The sequence below is a fragment of the Streptomyces sp. H27-H1 genome (assembly GCF_026627445.1).
Classification (GTDB): domain Bacteria; phylum Actinomycetota; class Actinomycetes; order Streptomycetales; family Streptomycetaceae; genus Streptomyces.
The window spans coordinates 1-18,790 of record NZ_JAPNLJ010000082.1; the positions used below are offsets into that span (position 1 = coordinate 1).

19 protein-coding genes are annotated in these 18,790 nt (G+C 71.5%); 8 read left to right on the forward strand and 11 right to left on the reverse strand.

All coding sequences use genetic code 11. From position 1 onward, the window contains the following. Positions 1 to 141: 141 nt before the first annotated feature. The 4 genes from OTB20_RS39925 to OTB20_RS39940 are packed head-to-tail and all read right to left on the reverse strand — an operon-like array spanning position 142 to position 5,489. Positions 142 to 1,578, reverse strand: coding sequence for an O-antigen ligase family protein (locus tag OTB20_RS39925; protein ID WP_267824821.1), 1,437 nt, complete (start codon positions 1,576 to 1,578; stop codon positions 142 to 144). Between the two features lie 2 nt (positions 1,579 to 1,580). Further along, positions 1,581 to 3,143 (reverse strand): exopolysaccharide biosynthesis polyprenyl glycosylphosphotransferase, encoded by a 1,563-nt coding sequence (locus OTB20_RS39930; RefSeq protein ID WP_420716601.1) that lies wholly within the window; start codon positions 3,141 to 3,143, stop codon positions 1,581 to 1,583. Then, positions 3,140 to 4,348 carry a glycosyltransferase gene (locus OTB20_RS39935; RefSeq protein ID WP_267824822.1) on the reverse strand — a complete coding sequence of 403 codons (1,209 nt, stop codon included), beginning with the start codon at positions 4,346 to 4,348 and terminating at the stop codon, positions 3,140 to 3,142. The genes OTB20_RS39930 and OTB20_RS39935 overlap by 4 nt, the downstream gene beginning before the upstream one ends. Before the next feature lie 19 nt (positions 4,349 to 4,367). Further along, positions 4,368 to 5,489: a DUF3344 domain-containing protein gene (locus OTB20_RS39940; protein ID WP_420716602.1), complete on the reverse strand. Its 1,122-nt coding sequence runs from the start codon at positions 5,487 to 5,489 to the stop codon at positions 4,368 to 4,370. A gap of 172 nt (positions 5,490 to 5,661) precedes the next feature. Between OTB20_RS39940 and OTB20_RS39945 the strand changes: the two genes are divergently transcribed. The 5 genes from OTB20_RS39945 (at position 5,662) to OTB20_RS39965 (ending at position 8,681) form a co-directional block, all read left to right on the forward strand. Continuing rightward, a complete protein-coding gene (locus tag OTB20_RS39945; RefSeq protein WP_324290474.1) occupies positions 5,662 to 5,916 on the forward strand; it encodes a chaplin in 255 nt (84 codons plus the stop codon). A gap of 117 nt (positions 5,917 to 6,033) precedes the next feature. Beyond that, a complete protein-coding gene (locus tag OTB20_RS39950) occupies positions 6,034 to 6,444 on the forward strand; it encodes a rodlin (RefSeq protein WP_267761148.1) in 411 nt (136 codons plus the stop codon). A gap of 228 nt (positions 6,445 to 6,672) precedes the next feature. After that, positions 6,673 to 6,906 carry a chaplin gene (locus OTB20_RS39955; RefSeq protein ID WP_324290475.1) on the forward strand — a complete coding sequence of 78 codons (234 nt, stop codon included), beginning with the start codon at positions 6,673 to 6,675 and terminating at the stop codon, positions 6,904 to 6,906. Positions 6,907 to 7,026: 120 nt separating this feature from the next. Then, positions 7,027 to 8,166 carry a chaplin gene (locus OTB20_RS39960; RefSeq protein ID WP_267824824.1) on the forward strand — a complete coding sequence of 380 codons (1,140 nt, stop codon included), beginning with the start codon at positions 7,027 to 7,029 and terminating at the stop codon, positions 8,164 to 8,166. A 167-nt stretch (positions 8,167 to 8,333) separates the two neighbouring features. Beyond that, complete coding sequence (locus tag OTB20_RS39965; protein ID WP_267824825.1) at positions 8,334 to 8,681, forward strand: hypothetical protein; 348 nt, start codon at positions 8,334 to 8,336, stop codon at positions 8,679 to 8,681. An 85-nt stretch (positions 8,682 to 8,766) separates the two neighbouring features. On the opposite strand, the gene OTB20_RS39970 is transcribed toward OTB20_RS39965, so the two are convergent. Next, the gene (locus OTB20_RS39970) at positions 8,767 to 9,006 is read right to left on the reverse strand and encodes a chaplin (RefSeq protein WP_267824826.1); all 240 of its coding nucleotides are present in this window, start codon (positions 9,004 to 9,006) and stop codon (positions 8,767 to 8,769) included. 158 nt (positions 9,007 to 9,164) lie between these two features. Next, the gene (locus tag OTB20_RS39975) at positions 9,165 to 9,701 is read right to left on the reverse strand and encodes a hypothetical protein (RefSeq protein WP_267824827.1); all 537 of its coding nucleotides are present in this window, start codon (positions 9,699 to 9,701) and stop codon (positions 9,165 to 9,167) included. Positions 9,702 to 9,980: 279 nt separating this feature from the next. Here OTB20_RS39975 and OTB20_RS39980 point away from each other — a divergent pair, with 279 nt between their 5' ends. Beyond that, entirely contained in the window at positions 9,981 to 10,391 is a 411-nt protein-coding gene (locus tag OTB20_RS39980) for a rodlin (RefSeq protein WP_267824828.1), read from the forward strand. A 128-nt stretch (positions 10,392 to 10,519) separates the two neighbouring features. Here OTB20_RS39980 and OTB20_RS39985 read toward each other — a convergent pair whose 3' ends face one another. Next, positions 10,520 to 11,161, reverse strand: coding sequence for a vitamin K epoxide reductase family protein (locus OTB20_RS39985; RefSeq protein WP_267824829.1), 642 nt, complete (start codon positions 11,159 to 11,161; stop codon positions 10,520 to 10,522). A gap of 192 nt (positions 11,162 to 11,353) precedes the next feature. Here OTB20_RS39985 and OTB20_RS39990 point away from each other — a divergent pair, with 192 nt between their 5' ends. Beyond that, positions 11,354 to 12,124, forward strand: coding sequence for a DUF6227 family protein (locus tag OTB20_RS39990; RefSeq protein ID WP_267824830.1), 771 nt, complete (start codon positions 11,354 to 11,356; stop codon positions 12,122 to 12,124). A 9-nt stretch (positions 12,125 to 12,133) separates the two neighbouring features. Here the strand turns inward: OTB20_RS39990 and OTB20_RS39995 are convergent, their stop codons facing one another. The 4 genes from OTB20_RS39995 to OTB20_RS40010 all read right to left on the reverse strand — a co-directional run bounded on the left by OTB20_RS39995 (position 12,134) and on the right by OTB20_RS40010 (position 17,630). Beyond that, a complete protein-coding gene (locus OTB20_RS39995) occupies positions 12,134 to 14,188 on the reverse strand; it encodes a PTS fructose transporter subunit IIABC (RefSeq protein ID WP_267824838.1) in 2,055 nt (684 codons plus the stop codon). A gap of 8 nt (positions 14,189 to 14,196) precedes the next feature. Beyond that, positions 14,197 to 15,150: a 1-phosphofructokinase gene (gene pfkB, locus OTB20_RS40000; RefSeq protein ID WP_267824831.1), complete on the reverse strand. Its 954-nt coding sequence runs from the start codon at positions 15,148 to 15,150 to the stop codon at positions 14,197 to 14,199. Beyond that, a complete protein-coding gene (locus OTB20_RS40005) occupies positions 15,147 to 15,908 on the reverse strand; it encodes a DeoR/GlpR family DNA-binding transcription regulator (RefSeq protein WP_267824832.1) in 762 nt (253 codons plus the stop codon). The genes pfkB and OTB20_RS40005 overlap by 4 nt, the downstream gene beginning before the upstream one ends. A 159-nt stretch (positions 15,909 to 16,067) precedes the next feature. Beyond that, on the reverse strand, positions 16,068 to 17,630 hold the full coding sequence (locus OTB20_RS40010) for an MFS transporter (RefSeq protein ID WP_267824833.1): 1,563 nt from the start codon (positions 17,628 to 17,630) through the stop codon (positions 16,068 to 16,070). A 62-nt stretch (positions 17,631 to 17,692) separates the two neighbouring features. On the opposite strand from OTB20_RS40010, the gene OTB20_RS40015 reads away from it, so the two are divergent. Next, positions 17,693 to 18,670 (forward strand): helix-turn-helix transcriptional regulator, encoded by a 978-nt coding sequence (locus OTB20_RS40015; protein WP_267824834.1) that lies wholly within the window; start codon positions 17,693 to 17,695, stop codon positions 18,668 to 18,670. Positions 18,671 to 18,790: the final 120 nt, after the last annotated feature.

Here is an 18,790-nt window from a genome sequence, read left to right on the forward strand (position 1 = left end):
GGTACAGGTCGTCGTCGAAGCGGACCAGGTCGCCGTACCGCTGCTGTTCGAGCAGGAATCCGAGGTGGTCACGCTCGAAAGCTCGCCTGTTGCCGTGCCCCCCCCCCCCCGGGGGGGCCCGCCGCCAGGGCGTCGTATCCGTCACCGGCCGGCCGCACCCTCAGGGGCGACTGCCCCGGCAGCCGGACGCCGCCCACGACGGGAGGCCGTCACCGCGGCCCGGCCCCGGCCACCCGCACGCCGGCGGCCCAGTCCGACCGCGCCGCCCTGCGAGGGCAGCGCCCACCAGGCCGCCAGGCCGATGATCACTCCGGTCAGGACGGTGGAGGGGCCTCCGATGTCCGCGTAGAGGAAGTCCGTCAGCTGCCACACGAGCAGGCCGATCGCGACCAGTCCGCAGTCCCGCAGCTCGGACGCCCCCGACAGACACCGCCGCAGGCCCGCCACCAGCAGTGCCAGCCAGCCGCCCGCCAGGGCGATCAGCCCGGTCAGCCCCTGCTCGCTCAGCACCAGCAGGTACATGTTGTGCGGGGACAGCAGCGGCTGGCGGATGTACGCCTGCCCCGCGCCCGCGGTGTCGCTGCCGGAGGACAGGGCCAGGCCGGAGTGCGAGTCCCGGTTGGCCGGGAAGCCCTTCAGCCCCACCCCCACCGCGGGCCGCTCCCGCCACATCGACTCGGCCGCGGCCCACATCGTGTAGCGGTCGGTCACCGACTGGTCGGGGGCGTCGGACACCTGCGTGATCGAGGTCAGCCGCTCCGCCACCATCTCGGAGCCGACGCCGAGCCCGCCGACGAGCACCACTCCCGCGGCGGCCAGCGCGAGCAGCACCCTCAGGGCGCGCCGGATGCCGGCCAGGGCCATCACCAGCCCGGCCGCGGCGAAGGTGGCGATCCAGGCGCCCCGGCTGAAGGACAGCACCAGCGGGATCACCAGGACGAGCGCCGCCGCGCCCGAGGCCCGCCGGACCCGGGCCGGCAGCCCCGGCGCGAGTGCGCCGGCCGTCGCGACGACCAGGCCGTAGGCCACGACCGTGGCCATGCCCATGACGTCCCCGGGTCCGAAGGTGCCCACGGCGCGGATGTCCTCGCCCTGGTACGAGGCCCCGGTGTGGGTGGCGAACTGCACCACGCCCACCGTGCCCTGGACCAGCGCCAGCAGCACGAAGCACCCCGCGGCCAGCCGGAATTCCGAGGCGTCGCGGACCAGCAGCACGATCGCCGCCGGGACGAGCACGAACACCTGGAGGTAGCGCACGAACCCGGGCAGGGCCGCGTACGGGTCCCCCGCGGTCACGGTCGAGACGGCGAGCCCGAGGGCCGGCAGTCCGAGGACGAGCACCCCCAGCGGGCTCAGCGGCCGGACCCTGCCCCGCAGGGCCTGGATCCCGCAGACGAACACGAGCAGCAGCGAGGCGGCGTCGGCCGGCCCGACCTTCCCCGAGGCACTGGCGTCACCCGCCGGCACGGGGACCAGGAGGGCCAGTACGGTCGCGGCGAGCGGCAGCAGCGGCCAGTGCCGGCGCAGCAGATCGGCGGTGTTCGGGCGGGCCCAGGACGTCGGTGCGGCAAGGCTCATGCTCAGCTGCCCCCCAGCCGGAAACGGAAGAAGGAGGCCGCTGTACGGGCCAGGATCCACAGGTCCTGCCACAGCGACCAGGTGTCGATGTAGTGGTTGTCGAAGCGGGCCCGGTCCTCGATGGAGGTGTCCCCGCGCAGCCCGTTGATCTGGGCGAGACCGGTGATGCCGACCGGCATCCGGTGCCGGGCCTCGTACCCGGGGTGCACGCTGCTGAACTTCGCTACGAAGAAGGGCCGTTCGGGACGCGGACCGACCAGGCTCATGTCACCTCGGACGACGTTCCACAGCTGCGGCAGCTCGTCCAGCGAGGACTTACGCAGGAAGGAGCCGATCGGGCTCATCCGGCAGTCGCCGGCCACCGTCCAGCGGGTGGCGGACTCGTGCGCGTCGGCGCGCAGGGTGCGGAACTTCAACAGCGTGAAGGGGCGGCCGTACAGGCCGACCCGTTCCTGCCGGAAGATCACCCCCGGTCCGTCGCCGACCCGTACGGCGAGCGCGCAGGCGCCCATCACGGGTGCGGCGGCGAGCAGCGCGAGCGAGGCGAGGAAGGAGTCGATGGCGCGCTTCGCGTACCGCTCGACCGGGCGTGCCGGGCGTGGCAGCAGCGGTTGGACGGCGTAGCCCCAGAGCTGGTCGGCGGGCTGTGCGACGCGCATCCCGGTGACCTTGGCGGTGCCCGCCGGGTCGGCGAGCCAGAGCCGGCAGCCGTGGTCGTGGAAGAGCCGGACCAGGGAGGCGGTGCGTTCGTCGGCCTCGGGCGGGCGGGTGAAGACGGCGTGCCGGACGGAGTTCTGGATGACGGCCCGCCGGATGTCCTCGTGGGTGGCGAGTACGGGTACTCCTGCCGCCCCCTCCTCGGTGGGGCCGGTGGCCGCGAGCCCCACGGGACGCAGTCCGTACTCGGGGCGCCCGTGCAGGGCGGCGGCCACCGCGCTCGCCCCGGCGCCGGGTCCCACGACCAGGGCGGAGGCGGGGCGGCGGGCCCGGGTGCGACGGCGGAGCTGGTTGACGAATCCGCGTCCCGCGCAGGCCAGTACGGCCTGGAGGCAGACGGCGCCGAGCAGCGCGCTCCAGCCCAGGGCGCCGCCCGGGGCGGTGGCGGCCAGCACGGCGGCGGCCGCGCACCACAGCGCGGCGGCCCGCCCGGCGAGCGCGGGCAGTTCGAGGAGCGCCGAGGGGGCGAGCCGCGGCCGGTAGAGCCCGGCCTGTGCGTGCAGCGCGGCCAGCGCCAGGGCGAGGGGCGCGGCCGCCCCGACGGGCAGCTCCGCTCCGGGCAGGGCCACGGCCGTCGCCACGACGGCGAGCACGTCGGCGGCGAGCAGCGGTCCGACCCCGTCCCGGCGGCGGGCCCGCTTCGGCCGGATGGCGGCCCGGGCCCGGTCGGCCTTGGGCCCGCGCGGCGGGTGGATGGCGGTCACGGAACGGCGGACGGCGGTGGTGCCGGTACTGGTGACGATCGTGGTGCTGGTGGTGCCACTGGTGGTGGTGTCGGCGGTGGTGCTGCCGGCGGGCCCCGTGCCGCCCTGACCGGTGTGCCGGGCGGGTGCGCTGTCCATCGTCATCGGCTGATGCGCTCCTGGTTCAAGGGCCGGGGCCTGCCCAGCAGTTCGTGATACAGACCGGTGACCGCGTCCGTGGTGCGCCGCACGTCGAATTCCATCCGCGCGTGCCGCTCGGCCTGCTCCCCGAGTCCGGCGAGCAGCCGCGGGTCGGCCAGCAGCCCGCCCAGGGCCTTGGCCAGCGCCGCCGGGTCCTCCGGTTCCACCAGGCAGAGCCGTCCCTGGCCGGGCGGGAGGCTCTCCCTGGCACCGCTGACGTCGGAGACCAGGACCGGGCGGCCACAGGCCATGGCCTCGAGCGGGGCGAGCGCCATGCCTTCCCACCGCGACGGCAGTACAACGAGATCGGCGGCCCGAAGCCACGGCCGGATGTCGAAGGCGGCTCCCGCGAAGTGGACCGAGGGCGGGGCCCCGCGGCGCAGCCGTTCCATGTCGGGGCCGTCGCCGACCAGTACGAGACGGGCCCCGGGAACGGCTCCCAGCAGCTCCGGCCAGGCCCGCAGCAGAATGTCCTGACCCTTCTGCTGGCAGAGCCGGCCGACGCAGACGGCGAGCGGCCCGTCTCCCTGGAAGCCGGTGGGCAGCGGCAGTTCGGCGCGTGCCCGGGCCTTGTCCTGGACGGGGTCCAGGTCGCCGGGGCGGAAGTGGCCGAGGTCGACGCCGTTGCGGATCACCGACCAGCGGGCGGCGATCCCCTCGGACTCGCCGGTTCGGCGTTCGGCCTCGCTGACACAGAGCACCCGGTCGGCCCAACGGGCCCCGAACCGCTCCCAGCGCAGCGCGAGCGCGGCGGTGGCCCCGCCGACGGCGTCGAAGGACCAGGCGTGCGGCTGGAAGACGGTCGGGACGGTCCCGCGCACGGCGAGCCGCCCCGCGAGTCCGGCCTTGGCGCTGTGGGCGTGCAGGACATCGGGCCGGACCCGTCCGATCAGGCGGCGGGCGCCGAGCACTTCGGCGGCCAGGCCCGGTCCGAGAGCCCGTCCGGCACGCCAGTTGAGCACCTCGGCCCCGGCTTCACGGGCGGCATCCGAGAGCTGCCCGCCGCGCGGACAGCCGACGACGGTCCGCAGACCGGCCGCGGACTGGGCACGTACGAGGTCGACGACGACCCGGGCGACCCCGCCGTCGACGGGCTGGACGAGGTGGAGGACGACCGGAGGTGAGGTGGGAGAAGGGGAAGGCGAAGGGGAGAAAGGCTGTGTCGGCACGTGGAGTGGTCTCCTGCGTTCAGCGGCGCGCGTCTGTCTGAACGAAGAGCACACCGAGGAAATGACCCTGGTTTTCACCTGTGAACCCGAAGGTCAGGCTGCGGGCGCCACCGGACAGCGCGGGGCTCAGATCGAACACGTCCGCGTCATATCCGAGGTTATTCATATGTTCGGGCTGTCGCACGAACGAGTGATGTCCGAATTCCGTGATCGTGGAATTCATAACATCATTAAAAGGATTTTCTCCGTCACTGAGGTTGATCCGGCGCCCACTGTCGGCGGTCACCGTGAGTGAATCACCGAGCGATCCGCGGTCCCCGTCGTACGCGACCACCCCGGCCCGCCCCTGCGCGCCGGGCGCCGCGTCCAGACCGGTGAGCTCCACCGTCTCGCCCGCCGCCTCGCCGGCCCCCGCGGCCAGCCCCTCGAAGCCGTCCCAGAGCGAGACCCTGCGTACCGGCTCCTGCGGGTGCTGGTAGGCCACCACCAGGGTCCAGCCGCCCCAGGCGCCCGCCGGCGAGTGCCCCATGGCGATGTTCAGCTGGGCCACCGTCCACATGCCGGCGCCGCCCTTGCGGACCAGCGGAGTCACGTCGGCGGAGGCCTGGTAGGCGTCGGCCACCCCATCGCTGCGGTGCCCGACCGTGGTGTCGGCCAGCACTTCCTTGTACGCGCCGCCCGGCTCGGCGACGAGCACCCGGCCGTTGTCCTCCGGCGGCTTCTGCTCGCCGACCCGCAGGTTCCCGCCCCAGTACAGCCGGGCGTAGGAGACCTTCGCGCCCGCCGGAACCTTGAGCTCGGCCCGGGTGGAGTTGTAGGTGTCCGGGTCCTTGTCGACCTCTTCGTAGAACATCTCGTAGTCGCCGTTGGTCCCCGCGGCGCCCTTGTCGACCTCGGCACAGGACTCGGCCTGCGCCGACTCCTCCTTGAGGCAGCCGATGGACGAGTTGGAGGCCCGGACCAGGCCGCCGTGCTGCACGGCTTGGTAACGCTGGGTGAACGGCACCCGGGGCGCCTCCTTGACCAGCGGACTCCGCGCGCCCGGCGGGGCGGCGGCGGCTCCGGCGGCGGGGACGTTCACCGAAAGCGTGAGGCAGGACAGCAGACCGAGCGTGCCGAGGATTCTGCGGGAGGAACCCATGACCCTGTCTCCATTTTCGATCAAGGGGACAAAACAGGAGTGAACTTTGTCAGAAATCAGGAAGGAAATCACGCCGGACTCGCGTGTACGGCCTTTTGGGCGATAGCACGCACCCTCGTGCCCGACCCGTCGTTATGGGTTGCACTTGTTCGAACCGAAAGGAAAAACGGAGATGAAGAAGGGGCTGGTACGCGGTACGACCATGGCGGTCGCGAGCACCGCGATGCTGATGGGCGGCGCGGGCCTCGCCTCCGCGCACGGCGGCGACGGCGCGACGGCGAACGGTTTCACGGGCGAGTCCCCCGGCGTGCTGAGCGGCAACCTGCTCCAGGTCCCGGTCGACGTCCCGCTGAACGTCTGCGGCAACACCGCGAACCTGATCGCCCTGCTGAACCCCTCGTTCGGCAACACCTGCGTCAACGCCTGACGTCAACCGTGCCGCCCGAAACTTCGGCATCCGAGTGAATACACGCAACCCAAACCACGGTTGCGCCGTTGATCCGAGTGCTTGAGTACCGGGCAATCCTGCAAAAAAGGGACCATCATGATCAAGAAGTTTGCGGCCGGCGCAGCGGTTGCCGCCTCGTTCGTCGGTCTGGGTGCCGCCATGGCCCCGCAGGCCATGGCCATCGGCAACGACAACGGCATCAACACCGTGAACGGCAACGGGGCCTCGCAGATCTACGGCAACCAGGCCACCTACGGCAACATGAGCCCGCAGATGGCGCTCATCCAGGGCTCGTTCAACAAGCCCTGCATCGCCCTGCCCGCCAAGGCCAACGTCCAGTCCGTCCTGGCTCTGGTCAACGTCGGCGTCCAGGACATCCCGGTCCTGTCCAGCCCGCAGAACCAGCAGTGCACCGAGAACTCCACCCAGGCCAAGGGCGACGAGGCTCTCTCTCACATCCTCAGCAACATCCCGGTCCTGTCCGGCAACGTCTCCTCCGGCAGCTGACAGCACCCCGCGCACCGCGCCAGTGGGGCCGTCGCACCTTCGGGTCGCGGCGGCCCTGCCGCGTGTCGGAACCCGAATGGACACTCGGAAAACCCGGCCTGAATTCGGGACACGTGGGCATCTGAGTGAAATGGCCGGTTGTCCGCAAAATCCCCGGTTTCTTTTCCCGGGCCCGCTCGTTGTTATTTCTGCAGCGGATAGACCTCTGCGGAAAGGAATCGAAAAAAAATGACGTACAAGAAGGCAGTGGTGCTGGCCGCCGGCATTCTCATGGCCGCCGGTGCCGCCTCCCCCGCCATGGCCGACGCGTCGGCCGAGGGCGCGGCCGTGGGTTCCCCGGGCGTCCTGTCCGGCAACGTGCTGCAGGTCCCGGTCCACATCCCGGTCAACGTCTGCGGCAACACCGTCAACGTGATCGCGCTGCTGAACCCGGCGTTCGGCAACACCTGCGTCAACGCCTGACGAAGCGCCTTGCCCGCAAGGGCAGACCTCCTCGGGGTGGCCTCGGAGTGCACGGCGGTGCACTCCGAGGCCACCTTCGATTCAGCACCGGCGGCAGTGCCGGTAGACAGGGAAGGACCCATGCGACAGGTACTGAGCCGACAGGTACTGGGCAAGGGGGTGCTCACCGCGGCCGCTGCGTCGAGTCTGCTGTCGATCGCCACCGGTGCGGCCTACGCACAGCCCGGGGCGATGGCCGAGGCCTCCCATTCACCGGGCGTGCTCGCCGGCAACAGCGTCTCGGTACCGATCACCTTCTCGCCGAACGTGTGCGGCAACACCGCGGACGCCGGGGCGGGCCTCAACCCCGCCATGGGCAACAACTGCGCCACCACGACCGGCTCCGACGCCGGGTACGACTACGAGCGCTACCTCAGCCCCGCGCAGGCGGAGCAGTTCCAGCACTATCTCGACGAACGCGAGGACCGGCACGATCAGGGCGGCTACGGCGACCGCGGCCCCGAACATCACGGCGGCCACGAAGACTCCGGCCCCCACCGGCACGGCGGCCACGAAGACCGCGGATCCGGGCAGCACGGCGGCTACGGGGACTCCCGTGAATCCGGCGAGGAGGAGTGCGACGACCACCCCGCACCCGAGAAGCCCGAGCCGCGGCCGCAGCACCAGCCTGAGCCGCGCGCCGAGCATCCGCCGGCCCCCCACCACGCTCCCCCCGCGCCGCAGCCGCTTCCGGCGCCCGAGGCGGAGCACCCTGCGCCCGCCCCGCAGCCGGTGCCCGTTCCGGCTCCGCTGCCGGAGGCCGTCCCCGCACCGGCCCCCGTCCCCGTGCCGGTCCAGGAGGCTCCGCAGCCGCTTCCGGCGCCCGCGCCCGTTCCCGTAGCGGAGGAGGCTCCGCACACGCTGCCCGCGCCCGCGCCCGTAGCGGAGGAGGCTCCCGCGCCGAGGCCGCCGCACGGCAGCCAGGTCGTGGAGCACCCGGCGCCGGTAGTGCCGCCGGCCGACCAGCCCCCGGCGGCCCCCGCCGGTGACCTGCCCGTCGCCCTGCCCCCGGCACCGCTGCCCGCTCCCGCGCCGGCGCCCGCACCGCTCCCGGCTCCGGCCCCGGCGCCCGCGGCCGTCCCCGTCGTGGCAGTCGCCCCGGCCCCCGTCCAGGAACTGGCCGCGACCGGTGCCGGACAGCCCGGCGCCGCGGCGGCCCTCGCCGCGGCCCTGGTCCTGGGTGGCGCCATTCTGTACCGCAGGTCCCGTAGCGCCGCCTGACGGCAATACCGGTAATCAGAAGAAATATCGGCCAAATATCGGCCGGAGAGTCCCTTGTCGGATTCTCCGGCCGTTGCCGTGTTCGGTTCCGCGTTTCCGTGACGGCGGGGAATCGTTAACCAAGTCGAAAGTGGCGCGACGGTCGCCACTGGAAAAGGATTTCGATAATGAAGCTCTCGAAGGTCGCCGCAGTCGTCGTCGGCTCCGTCGCCGCCCTCGGCGCCACCTCCCCCGCGTTCGCCGCCGAGGCGCCGGCCGTCCCCATGAGCCTGACGAGCGGTCTGACGGCGGTCACCGACTCCGTCAACCCCGTCTCGGAGGCGCTGCCCCAGACCGTGGGCAACGGACTGGCCGAGCAGGGTGAGAGCGTCGAGAAGGTCGTGACCACCGTCCAGAAGGTCAACGAGGTCCGCAACGGCGCTCCGGGCGAGGTCATGCACCTCGCGAACGGGGCCACCCAGGCCTCCCCGCTGCTCGGCGGCGTGAAGCTCAACGGCGGCAGCAACCAGCACTGACGGGTTCGCCCCGTACTCCTGCCGACATGACTGTGGGCGCCACCGGCAAGGCCGGGGCGCCCACAGTCATGTGATGTGCCTGACGTCAGTCGTTGACGCAGACGTTGCCGAACGCCGGGTTCAGCGCGCCGATCACGTTCACGGAGTTTCCGCAGACGTTGATCGGGACGTGGACCGGGACCTGAGCCAGGTTGCCCGAGAGGACACCGGGGGAACCCACGGCCGCGCCCTCGGCCGACGCGTCGGCCATAGCGGAGCCGGCGGCACCGGCCGCAGCGAGACCAGCGGTGGCCAGGACCAGGGCGGCCTTCTTGGCAGTGTTCATGGGAAGTGCACCTTCTCTTCGATGTTCTGCCCCGATTCCGAGGCTCACATCGAGCGAAACGCTCCAGCTTCCCAGACGACACGGTTCCGCACGCGATCAGACCTGTTCAGCCCAATAGTCGTAACCGCGTGCGGGTCCGCGTACGGATCCGGCGTCCCCTACGGAAGGAAGTCGGGGAAGGCGATCTCCGGGACGATGTCCACCGCCGGCAGGGTCGTCGGCACCCCGGGCACCGCCGGAACCGCCGGTACCGCCGGAACCGCCGGAACCGCACCCGCGGGCGGGGCCGCGGGATTGGAGACCGGGAGCGCCGGGATCTCGGGGACCGGGAGCGTGGGGATCTCCGGAATCCCCGGAATCCCCGGGATCGGCAGGTTGGGGATCGCGGGGATCGCCGGCATGGCCGGGAGCGCGGGCAGTTTGATCTCGGGGATGTTGAGCCCCGGCAGCAGGGTGCCCAGGCTCTTGGTCAGGTCCGCGAGGATCTTGGAGACGGCCGCGAGGGCGTCTTCGACGGGGCCGGCCGCCGCCACCCTCTCGTTGATCTCCTCCTGGGCCGCCGCCACTCGGCTCGCGGCGGCACCGGCACCGGCACCTTCCGCGGCGCCCGCGGGAGCGGCCGCGCCGGTGAGTATGGCGACCGCCAGGGCCGACGGGACTAGGACGCGGATGCGGGAGGCCTTGATGCGGTGCATGGGTGATCCTTTGGTGGTCGCTCGGAAACGGACCCGATCGATCCGCTTCCTTACCCACCGTGCGAAGGGGCTCCACGGAGCGCAACAGGAGCGTGCGGCCCCACACCCCGCTGCGGGGTGCGTACGGGCTTCGCGCACGCGTCCGGGGGCGGCTCACCCCACGCGGGGAAAATCTGCCTCCGCGCAGGCCGTTTGAGTGAAGCAGCGGAACCAACCCTCCGGTAAGGCAGTTGATCAGGGCGCTCCACTAGCGGGCACTCGTGCGACAAAAGGATCAAAATGTTCAAGAAGATCATGACTGCTGCCGCGGTCACCGCCGCCGCCGTCGGCGCGGGCGCTGCTGTTGCGGCCCCGGCCATGGCCATCGGCAACGACAACGGGATCAACACCGTCAACGGAAACGGTGCCCAGCAGATCTACGGCAACCAGAAGACGCACGGCGACATGAGCCCGCAGCTCGGCCTCGTCCAGGGCACCCTGAACAAGCCCTGCATCGGCCTGCCGGCCAAGGTCAACGCCCAGTCGCTGATCGCCCTGATCAACGTCGGTGTCCAGGACATCAACGTCCTGTCCAACCCGCAGAACCAGCAGTGCACCGAGAACTCGACCCAGGCCAAGGGTGACGAGCCGCTCTCGCACATCCTCAGCAACATCCCGGTCCTGTCCGGCAACGCCTCCGCCGGCAGCTGATCTCCGCTCCCCTTCACGGTTCGGGCGCCAGGCGCCCGTGGAGCGATGCGTTCGAACGAACCGGTGTGATGTGACGAGGGCCCCGGCAGCTTCCAGCTGCCGGGGCCCTCGCGCGTCGTCCGGCGGCCTCAGCCGGTCCAGAACTCCCACCACCGGGTCAGGATCAGCATCCCGATCACGCCGGCGTGCAGGACGGGCGGGGCCCAGCCGAAGTCGGCGAAGAAGTTCCGTACCGGCGCGGGCGCGGGCAGGATCCCCGTCCGGACGTTGTGCGCGGTGACGGCCCAGAACATCACCAGGGTGGCCACCCAGGTCAGGCAGCACCACAGGCAGAGCGCGTTGATCTCGTAGAGCGACTGGGCCATGAGCCAGGAGCAGAATCCGACGCCGAAGAGCATTCCGGCGTTGAGGCCGAGCCAGAACCAGCCGCGGTGGCGGGCGCCGGCCAGCAGACCCGCGCCGACGCACACGACCACCCCGTAGGCGACCAGCCCCAGCATCGGGTTCGGGAAGCCGAACGCCGCCGCCTGGTCACTCTTCATCACGCTGCCGCAGGAGACGACCGGGTTGAGGCTGCAGGCGGGTTTGAAGTCCGGGTCCTCGAGCAGCAGGAACTTGTCCAGGGTGATCACCCAGGCGGCCAGCACTCCGGCGGCCCCGGTCAGCAGCAGCAGCCAGGCCAGCGCGCGGGGAGCTGCCAGCGGTTCCGTGTCCTTGGGGTTGTGGGGCCGGCCCTGCTGGCGGGGGACGCCCACGGTATTTGTTGCCATACGGTCATGGTCCCGCCCTTGTGTCCGCCATCACGCCCAACCATGCTCATAAACACGGAGGTTGACCTGAAGGGGTGGCTGGAACCCCTGACGCTTCCCGGACGTTTTGCCGAACCCCGGACGTGATGTCAGACCCAGGGGCTACGTTGAGCTTCCGCGAAGTGACAAGCTGCGACGGCCTGGAGACCCACCTTGAGCGATCCGTACGAGACCACCGGGGCTCACCTCGGCCGACTCCTGGGCCGCGCCCTCAACTCCTTCGACCTGCCGGACGAATTGGTCGAGCGGCTGGGCACCGCGCTCGCCCACAGGTCCTCGCTCCACACCGCCCGCCGGAGCCCTGCGGCGGGACCGTGGCGGGAGATACACCGGCACGCCTATCTGTTGTCCGACGGCGACTCCCTGGTGCTGTGGGAGCTGGCGCACCGCCAGGAGGACGACCTCTCGATACGGTACGAGGTCTTCGCGAGCAAGGCGGAGACCTGCCTCGCGGCGGCCCGGCTCTTCGGTGAGATCCCCTCGCAGGTGGCGCGGGAGCTCGGGGAAGTGACGGTCGAGGAGGACCCGGAGAGCGACATCTCCGCGCTGAGCAAGCTGTTCACGAATCCGACCCCGGCCCAGCGGCACCGCGACTACGCGGTGCAGGAGTCCGCGGACCACGCCCGCAGGGTGCTGCGCCGCGCGGAGAACCCGGACCGGCCGGGCGAGCGGGTGGCCCTGCTGCTGCGGTCGGCCTACGCGCACCAGATCTCGCAGGTCTTCGGCGCCCGGCAGTGCCTCGCGGACGGCCGGGCCGCGGGCTTCAGCCTGTACGAGCACTCCTTCGTCCTGCTGGACGGGAGCGAGTTCAGCCTGTGGGAGGTCGAGCACACGGTGACGCCGGACGGGCGGCACATGTGTGAGGTCTACGAGAGCGAAACAGCCGCGCACGGAGCCATGGAGCTCCGTGCGCGGGTGAGGTGACCGGGCCGGTCAGGTAGCGATGGTGACCTTCGCGGCTTCCGGCAGGGGCGCCGCGTCGGCCGCCTCGTCCTGCGGCCGCACGGACTCTTCCTCCTTGCGCATCCCCTTGAGGAGGATGACCAGGCCGGCGGAGGTGGCCGTACCGGCGGCGATGGCGATCAGGTAGAGCAGCGGGTTGCCGATCAGCGGAATCACGAAGATGCCGCCGTGCGGGGCCCGCAGGGTGCACTCGAAGGCCATCGAGAGTGCTCCGGTGACCGCGCCGCCCACCATGGAGGCCGGGATCACGCGCAGCGGGTCGGCCGCGGCGAACGGGATGGCGCCCTCGCTGATGAAGGAGGCGCCGAGGAACCAGGCGGCCTTGCCGTTCTCGCGCTCGGTCTTGGAGAAGAGCCGGCCGCGGACGGTGGTGGCCAGCGCCATCGCGAGCGGCGGCACCATGCCGGCGGCCATCACCGCGGCCATGACCTTGAGGCTGCCCTCGTTGGGGGTGGCGAGGCCGCCGATGGCGAAGGCGTAGGCCACCTTGTTGAGCGGGCCGCCGAGGTCGAAGCACATCATCAGGCCGAGGATGACGCCGAGGATGATCGCGTTGGCGCCGGAGAGGCCGGACAGCCAGTCGGTGAGGGCCTGCTGGAGCGAGGCGACGGGCTTGCCGACGACCAGGAACATCAGGAACGCGGTGACGGCGGAGCCGATGAGCGGCAGGACGACCACCGGCATGATCCCGCGCAGGGCGGTGGGGATCTTCACCTTCTGGACGGCGAGGACGGTGCCGCCCGCGATCAGGCCGGCGATCAGGCCGCCGAGGAAACCGGCGTCGATGGTGAGGGCGACGGCGCCGCCGACGAAGCCGGGTACGAGACCGGGCCGGTCGGCCATGCCGTAGGCGATGTAGCCGGCGAGTACCGGGACCAGGAATCCGAAGGCGAGTCCGCCGGTCTGGAAGAGCAGCGCGGCCCAGCTGACGGCCTCGGTCCAGACGAAGTGGTCGGCGACCGAGGGGGCGGTGTTGATCTCGTACCCGCCGATGGCGAAGGCGAGCGCGATGAGGAGACCGCCGGCGGCGACGAAGGGGACCATGTAGCTGACACCGGACATGAGCCAGGTGCGGAGCTTGGCGCCGTAGCCGTCCTGCTCTTCCCCGGCCTCTTCGACCGGGCTCGGGGTGGTGGTGGAGATCTCGCCGCGTTCTGCCTTGGCGCGGGCCTCCTGGAGGAGTTCCGCCGGGCGGTTGATGCCCGCCTTGACGCCTACGTCGACGGTGGGCTTTCCGGCGAAGCGGGCCCTTTCCCTGACCGGGACGTCGTGGGCGAAGACGGCCGCGTCGGCGGCGGCGATCGCTTCGGGGGTCAGCTTGGTGAAACCGGCGGAGCCTTGGGTTTCGACCTGGAGGTCGATTCCGGCCTCGGCGGCCGCCTGTTGGAGGGACTCGGCGGCCATGTAGGTGTGGGCGATGCCGGTGGGGCAGGACGTGACGGCCACGATGCGGAACGGCTGCCCTGCGGGGCTTTCCCCACCCCGGCCCTTCTCGAAACCGGGGGCTCCGCCACCGGACCCCCGCTCCTCAAACGCCGGAGGGGCTGGGTTGGTAGCCGACGGAGCTGCGTTGGGCGGGGCCGATTCTTCGCCGGCCACCAGGGCCGCGGCCTCCGCCGGGGTCGTGGCCGCGCGGAGGGCGGCTACGAAGTCGGAGCGCATCAGGCGACGGGCCAGGGAGGAGAGGATCGACAGGTGCGCGTCGTCCGCACCGGCGGGGGCCGCGATCAGGAAGATCAGGTCCGCCGGGCCGTCGGGGGCGCCGAAGTCGATGCCGGACGGGGCCCGGCCGAAGGCCAGGGTGGGGGCGGACACGTGCGCGCTGCGGCAGTGGGGGATGCCTATGCCGCCTTCCAGGCCGGTCGGCATCTGCGCCTCGCGCGCCGCCACGTCGGCAAGGAAACCGTCCAGGTCGGTGACCCGGCCCAGGGCCACCATCCGTTCGGCGAGGGCACGTACCGCCTCCTCCTTGGACTCGGCGGACAGGTCGAGGTCGACCAGTTCGGCCCGCAGAAGGGACTGCATCATCTCGCTCATCGCTCGTCGCTCATTTCGGACAGAGGGAGGTCCAGGGGCAGGTCCTGGGTGACATGGACCCCGTCGGGCCGCAGGTCCGAGGGGGTCGGCATGACGCTGCCGGGAAGCTGGACCGCGGCTGCGCCGTGGGCCAGGGCGGAGGCGAGGGCCGCGGGCCCCGCACCTCCGGCGATCAGGAAGCCGGCGAGGGAGGCGTCGCCGGCGCCGACGTTGCTGCGGACCGAGGAGACTGCCGCGGTGCCGTAGTAGGTGCCCTCCTCGGCGACCAGGAGCTGGCCGTCCGCGCCGAGGGAGGCCAGGACCGCGCCCGCACCCAGCGAGCGCAGCTCCTCCGCGGCCTTGAGGACGTCGCCGAGGGTGGACAGCGGCCGCCCCACCGCCGCCGCGAGCTCCGAGGCGTTCGGCTTGATGACGTCGGGGCGGGCCGGCAGCGCCGCGAGCAGCGCCGGGCCGGAGGTGTCCAGGGCGATGCGGGCGCCCGCCGCGTGGGCCCGGGTCACGATGTCGGCGTACCACTCGGGCCGCAGGCCGCGCGGGAGGCTGCCGCAGCAGGCGATCCAGGCGGCGCCGCCCGAACAGGTGCGGACCGTCTCCAGGAGGAGCGCCGATTCCTCGGCGGTCAGTTCCGGGCCGGTGGCGTTGATCTTGGTGAGGGTGCCGTCCGGTTCGGCGAGGGAGATGTTGGAGCGGGTCTGGCCGACGATGGAGACCGCCGTGACGTCCACGCCCTGGGATCCGAGGAGTTCGGCGATCATCGTCCCCGGTGCGCCGCCGAGCGGCAGGATCGCCGTCGTACGGACGCCCGCGGCGGCCACCGCGCGGGAGACGTTGACGCCCTTGCCCCCGGGGTCGACCCGGTCGCCGCTCGCGCGGAGTACCTCACCGCGGTCCAGCGAGGGGACCTCGTAGGTCCGGTCGAGGGAGGGATTGGGGGTGACGGTGAGGATCATACGAGCACAACTTCCGTACCGGCGGCCTCGATCGCCGCCTTCTGAGCGGGGTCGAGCCCCAGGTCCGTGATGAGGAGGTCGACGTCCGCGAAGGAGCCGAAGCGGGCGAAGTGCTCCTGGCCCGCCTTCGCGGAGTCGGCGAGGAGGACGACGCGGCGGGCGGCGGCCATCGCGGCCCGCTTGACCGCGGCCTCGGCGAGATCGGGGGTGGTCAGACCGCCCTCGGCCGAGAAGCCGTTCGTCGCGAGGAAGAGGACGTCGGCGCGGATCTCGGCGTACGCCCGCAGCGCCCACGCGTCGACCGCGGCGCGGGTGCGGTGCCGGACCCGGCCTCCGACCAGGTGGAGGTCGATGCCGGTGTGGTCGGCGAGCCGGGCGGCGACGGGCAGCGCGTGGGTGACCACGGTGAGCACGGAGTCGACCGGGACGACGGCCGCGAGGCGGGCCACCGTACTGCCCGCGTCCAGGATGACGCTGCCGCCGTCGGGGAGCTCGGCGAGGGCGGCGGCCCCGATGCGGTCCTTCTCGTCGGCGGCGGTGCCTTCGCGCTCGGTGAGATCCGGCTCGAAGTCCAGGCGGCCGGCCGGTATGGCACCGCCGTGCACCCGGCGTACGAGCCCGGCCCGGTCCAGAGCCTTGAGGTCACGGCGCACGGTCTCGGCCGTGACCTGGAACTGTTCGGCCAGGGACAGGACGTCGACCCGGCCCGCCTCGCGGGCGAGGCGGAGGATCTCCTGCTGGCGCTCCGGTGCGTACATGTGGTTTCAGATCCGTTCGATGCCCGACTCTGTTGTTTCTCTCGAAGAGTATGCCCGTTTACGGCCGCAAACAAAATAGACGGGCATGTCCGCCAACAGAAGCGGACATGCCCGTCAGTGCCAGTCAGTGCTCGCCAGTGAGCACGTAAGCGTGCGGTCCTAGCCGGCGTGCTCCGTGCCGCCCTCGCGCTCGGCCATGGGGACCGCCTTGCGCGGAAGCATGAACATCACCGAGAAGATCACGACCAGCACGGCCACGACCCACCACATCGCGTTGTGGAACGCCTGGACGTAGGGCGGCCCGAAGATCAGATCGTCGTCGATGAAGCCGAAGAAGACGACGGAGGTCAGGCCGAGGCCCAGCGCGTTGCCCATCTGGCCGGTGGTGTTGATCAGCCCGGACGCCGAACCGGCGTGCTCGCGCGGCACCTCCGAAAGCACGGTGTCGGTCAGCGGCGCGATGATCAGGCCCATGCCCGCGCCCATGACGACCAGCGGGGCCGCCATCTGCCAGGAGGTGATGGCCATGCCGTAGCGGTCGGACTCCCAGATGTAGAGGAGTACTCCCGCGGCCATGACCAGCGCGCCGCCCTGGAGCACCTTGCGGCCGAAGCGCGGTACGAGCTTCTGTACGGACATGCCCGCGGCGGCCGAGACGGCGATGGAGAACGGGATGCCCGTGGAGCCCGCCTTCAGGGCGCTCCAGCCGAGGCCCATCTGCATGTAGAGCGTCCAGACCAGGAAGAAGATGCCGGTCGCGATGCCGAAGGTCAGCTGGACGGCGATACCGCCCGCGAAGCTCTTGACCTTGAAGAGGGAGAGCTCGACGAGCGGGGAGCCGTCCTTGTGGATCTTGTACTTCTCGTAGGCGATGAAGGCGACGAAGACCAGCGGCGAGGCGATCATGCAGACGAAGCCCCACACCGGCCAGTCGTTCTCACGGCCGTGGGTGAGCGGGAAGATCAGCATGACCAGGGCAAGGGTGGCGAGTACGACGCCCACCAGGTCCAGGCGCAGCGCCTTGGGTGCCTTGGACTCGGAGATGAACTTACGGCCCAGGAGCACGCCGGCGATGCCGACGGGCAGGTTGATCAGGAAGATCGGGCGCCATTCCAGACCGAGGATGTTCCACTCGGTGAGCAGCGCGCCGAGCATCGGGCCCGAGACGGCGCCGAGGCCGATGATCGCGCCGAACAGGCCGAAGACCTTGCCGCGCTCGTGCGGCGGGAAGGTGACGTGGATGATCGCGAGCACCTGCGGGACCATCATCGCCGCCATGCCGCCCTGGAGGATGCGGGAGGCGACGAGCACGTCGGGGTTGGGTGCGAGGCCGCAGAGCAGCGAGGCCGCGGTGAAGCCGGATATGCCGATGAGGAAGAGGCGCCTGCGGCCGTAGATGTCACCGAGACGGCCACCGGTGATCAGGCCGGCGGCGAAGGCGAGCGCGTAGCCGGCGGTGATCCACTGGATGGCGCTGGTGGAAGCGCCGAGGTCCTCGCGCATCCGGGGTATCGCGATGTTGACGATCGTGACGTCGACCAGGTCCATGAAGGCGGCGGTCATCACGATGGCGAGCGCGATCCAGCGGCGCCGGTCGGCGGGGGCCGCGGACCCGGACTCGGGCTCGCTGGTCGAGGTGGTCTCTGCGGGAGGGGCGGTCCGCTCTTCTTGTACGGGCCCGTTCTTTCCTTCGGGCGATGACTGGGTCGTCTCGGTGCTCATGAGGAGAAACCTAGACGGCATGTAGGTCAGTTGGTGTCCTATTTGACTGGCACCTTTGGACCATGACCGATACCCCGGCCCGCCTCCTCTCCCTCCTCTCCCTGCTCCAGACCCCGCGCGAGTGGCCCGGGAGCGAGCTGGCCCAGCGGCTGCGGGTGAGCGCCCGTACGATCCGGCGCGATATCGACCGGCTGCGGGAGCTCGGGTATCCCGTGGAGGCCACGCTGGGCGCGGAGGGCGGCTACCGGCTGGTGGCGGGTGCGGCGATGCCGCCGCTCGTCCTGGACGACGAGGAGGCCGTCGCGATCGCCGTGGGACTGCGGGCGGGGGCCGGGCACGCGATCGAGGGCGTGGAGGAGGCCTCCGTACGAGCCCTCGCGAAACTGGAACAAGTCCTGCCGGGGCGGCTGCGGCGGCGGGTGGGCGCGCTGCAGTCGGCGACGGTCGCGGTGGCGCGGGGGGACGGGGCGAGCGTGGATCCGCGGACCCTGACGGCGATCGCGTCGGCGGTGGCGGGACCGGAACGGCTGCGGTTCGCGTACCGCGCCCGGGACGGGGCGGCCACGCGGCGGCTGGTGGAGCCGTACCGGCTCGTCAGCACCGGGAGCCGGTGGTACCTCGTGGCCTACGACATGGAGCGCGAGGACTGGCGGACCTTCCGGGTGGACCGGGTGAGCGAGCCGTCCGCGACGGGGGCGAGGTTCGTGGGACGGGAGCTGCCGATGGATCCCGTGGAGTTCGTACGGCGGGGGCTGCGGGGTGGGGAGACGTACCAGGTCGATGTCACCTTCGCCGGGGCGGTGGGGGAGCTGCCGGAGTGGGTGCGGAAGTTTGTGGAACCCGGGGGGCTGGCGGGGGGCGGGGCCGGGGTTCAGGCCGGAGCCGGGGTTCGGGTGCGGTTCGAGTCGGCGGATGCGCCGGAGTGGCTGGTGGCGCGGCTGGCGTTGGCGGGGGTGCCGTTTAGTGTGCACGGGCCGGGGGTTCTGGTGGAGGCTGCGCGGGCGCTGGGTGCGCGGCTGACCGGGGCGGTCGGCCCCTAGTAGGACTCCGTTAGGTGTGGTCTGGTCTTGTGCGTTCGCGCTGGTGGCGGGGTTTGGGTAGGGGTCGGTGGCAGGTGGTGCAGACGCCGGTCCAGCAGTTCAGCAGGCTCTGGATGGTGT

Coding starts and splice junctions, on each gene's coding strand:
- OTB20_RS39950 (WP_267761148.1), top strand. CDS start 6,034: ATGATCAAGAAGTTTGCGGCCGGCGCAGCGGTTGCCGCCTCGTTCGTC.
- OTB20_RS39955 (WP_324290475.1), top strand. CDS start 6,673: ATGACGTACAAGAAGGCAGTGGTGCTGGCCGCCGGCATTCTCATGGCC.
- OTB20_RS39975 (WP_267824827.1), bottom strand. CDS start 9,701: ATGCACCGCATCAAGGCCTCCCGCATCCGCGTCCTAGTCCCGTCGGCC.
- OTB20_RS39980 (WP_267824828.1), top strand. CDS start 9,981: ATGTTCAAGAAGATCATGACTGCTGCCGCGGTCACCGCCGCCGCCGTC.
- OTB20_RS40010 (WP_267824833.1), bottom strand. CDS start 17,630: ATGAGCACCGAGACGACCCAGTCATCGCCCGAAGGAAAGAACGGGCCC.
- OTB20_RS39995 (WP_267824838.1), bottom strand. CDS start 14,188: ATGCAGTCCCTTCTGCGGGCCGAACTGGTCGACCTCGACCTGTCCGCC.
- pfkB (WP_267824831.1), bottom strand. CDS start 15,150: ATGATCCTCACCGTCACCCCCAATCCCTCCCTCGACCGGACCTACGAG.
- OTB20_RS39965 (WP_267824825.1), top strand. CDS start 8,334: ATGAAGCTCTCGAAGGTCGCCGCAGTCGTCGTCGGCTCCGTCGCCGCC.
- OTB20_RS39940 (WP_420716602.1), bottom strand. CDS start 5,489: ATGGGTTCCTCCCGCAGAATCCTCGGCACGCTCGGTCTGCTGTCCTGC.
- OTB20_RS39925 (WP_267824821.1), bottom strand. CDS start 1,578: ATGAGCCTTGCCGCACCGACGTCCTGGGCCCGCCCGAACACCGCCGAT.
- OTB20_RS39945 (WP_324290474.1), top strand. CDS start 5,662: ATGAAGAAGGGGCTGGTACGCGGTACGACCATGGCGGTCGCGAGCACC.
- OTB20_RS39960 (WP_267824824.1), top strand. CDS start 7,027: ATGCGACAGGTACTGAGCCGACAGGTACTGGGCAAGGGGGTGCTCACC.
- OTB20_RS39970 (WP_267824826.1), bottom strand. CDS start 9,006: ATGAACACTGCCAAGAAGGCCGCCCTGGTCCTGGCCACCGCTGGTCTC.
- OTB20_RS39985 (WP_267824829.1), bottom strand. CDS start 11,161: ATGGCAACAAATACCGTGGGCGTCCCCCGCCAGCAGGGCCGGCCCCAC.
- OTB20_RS39930 (WP_420716601.1), bottom strand. CDS start 3,143: ATGACGATGGACAGCGCACCCGCCCGGCACACCGGTCAGGGCGGCACG.
- OTB20_RS40015 (WP_267824834.1), top strand. CDS start 17,693: ATGACCGATACCCCGGCCCGCCTCCTCTCCCTCCTCTCCCTGCTCCAG.
- OTB20_RS40005 (WP_267824832.1), bottom strand. CDS start 15,908: ATGTACGCACCGGAGCGCCAGCAGGAGATCCTCCGCCTCGCCCGCGAG.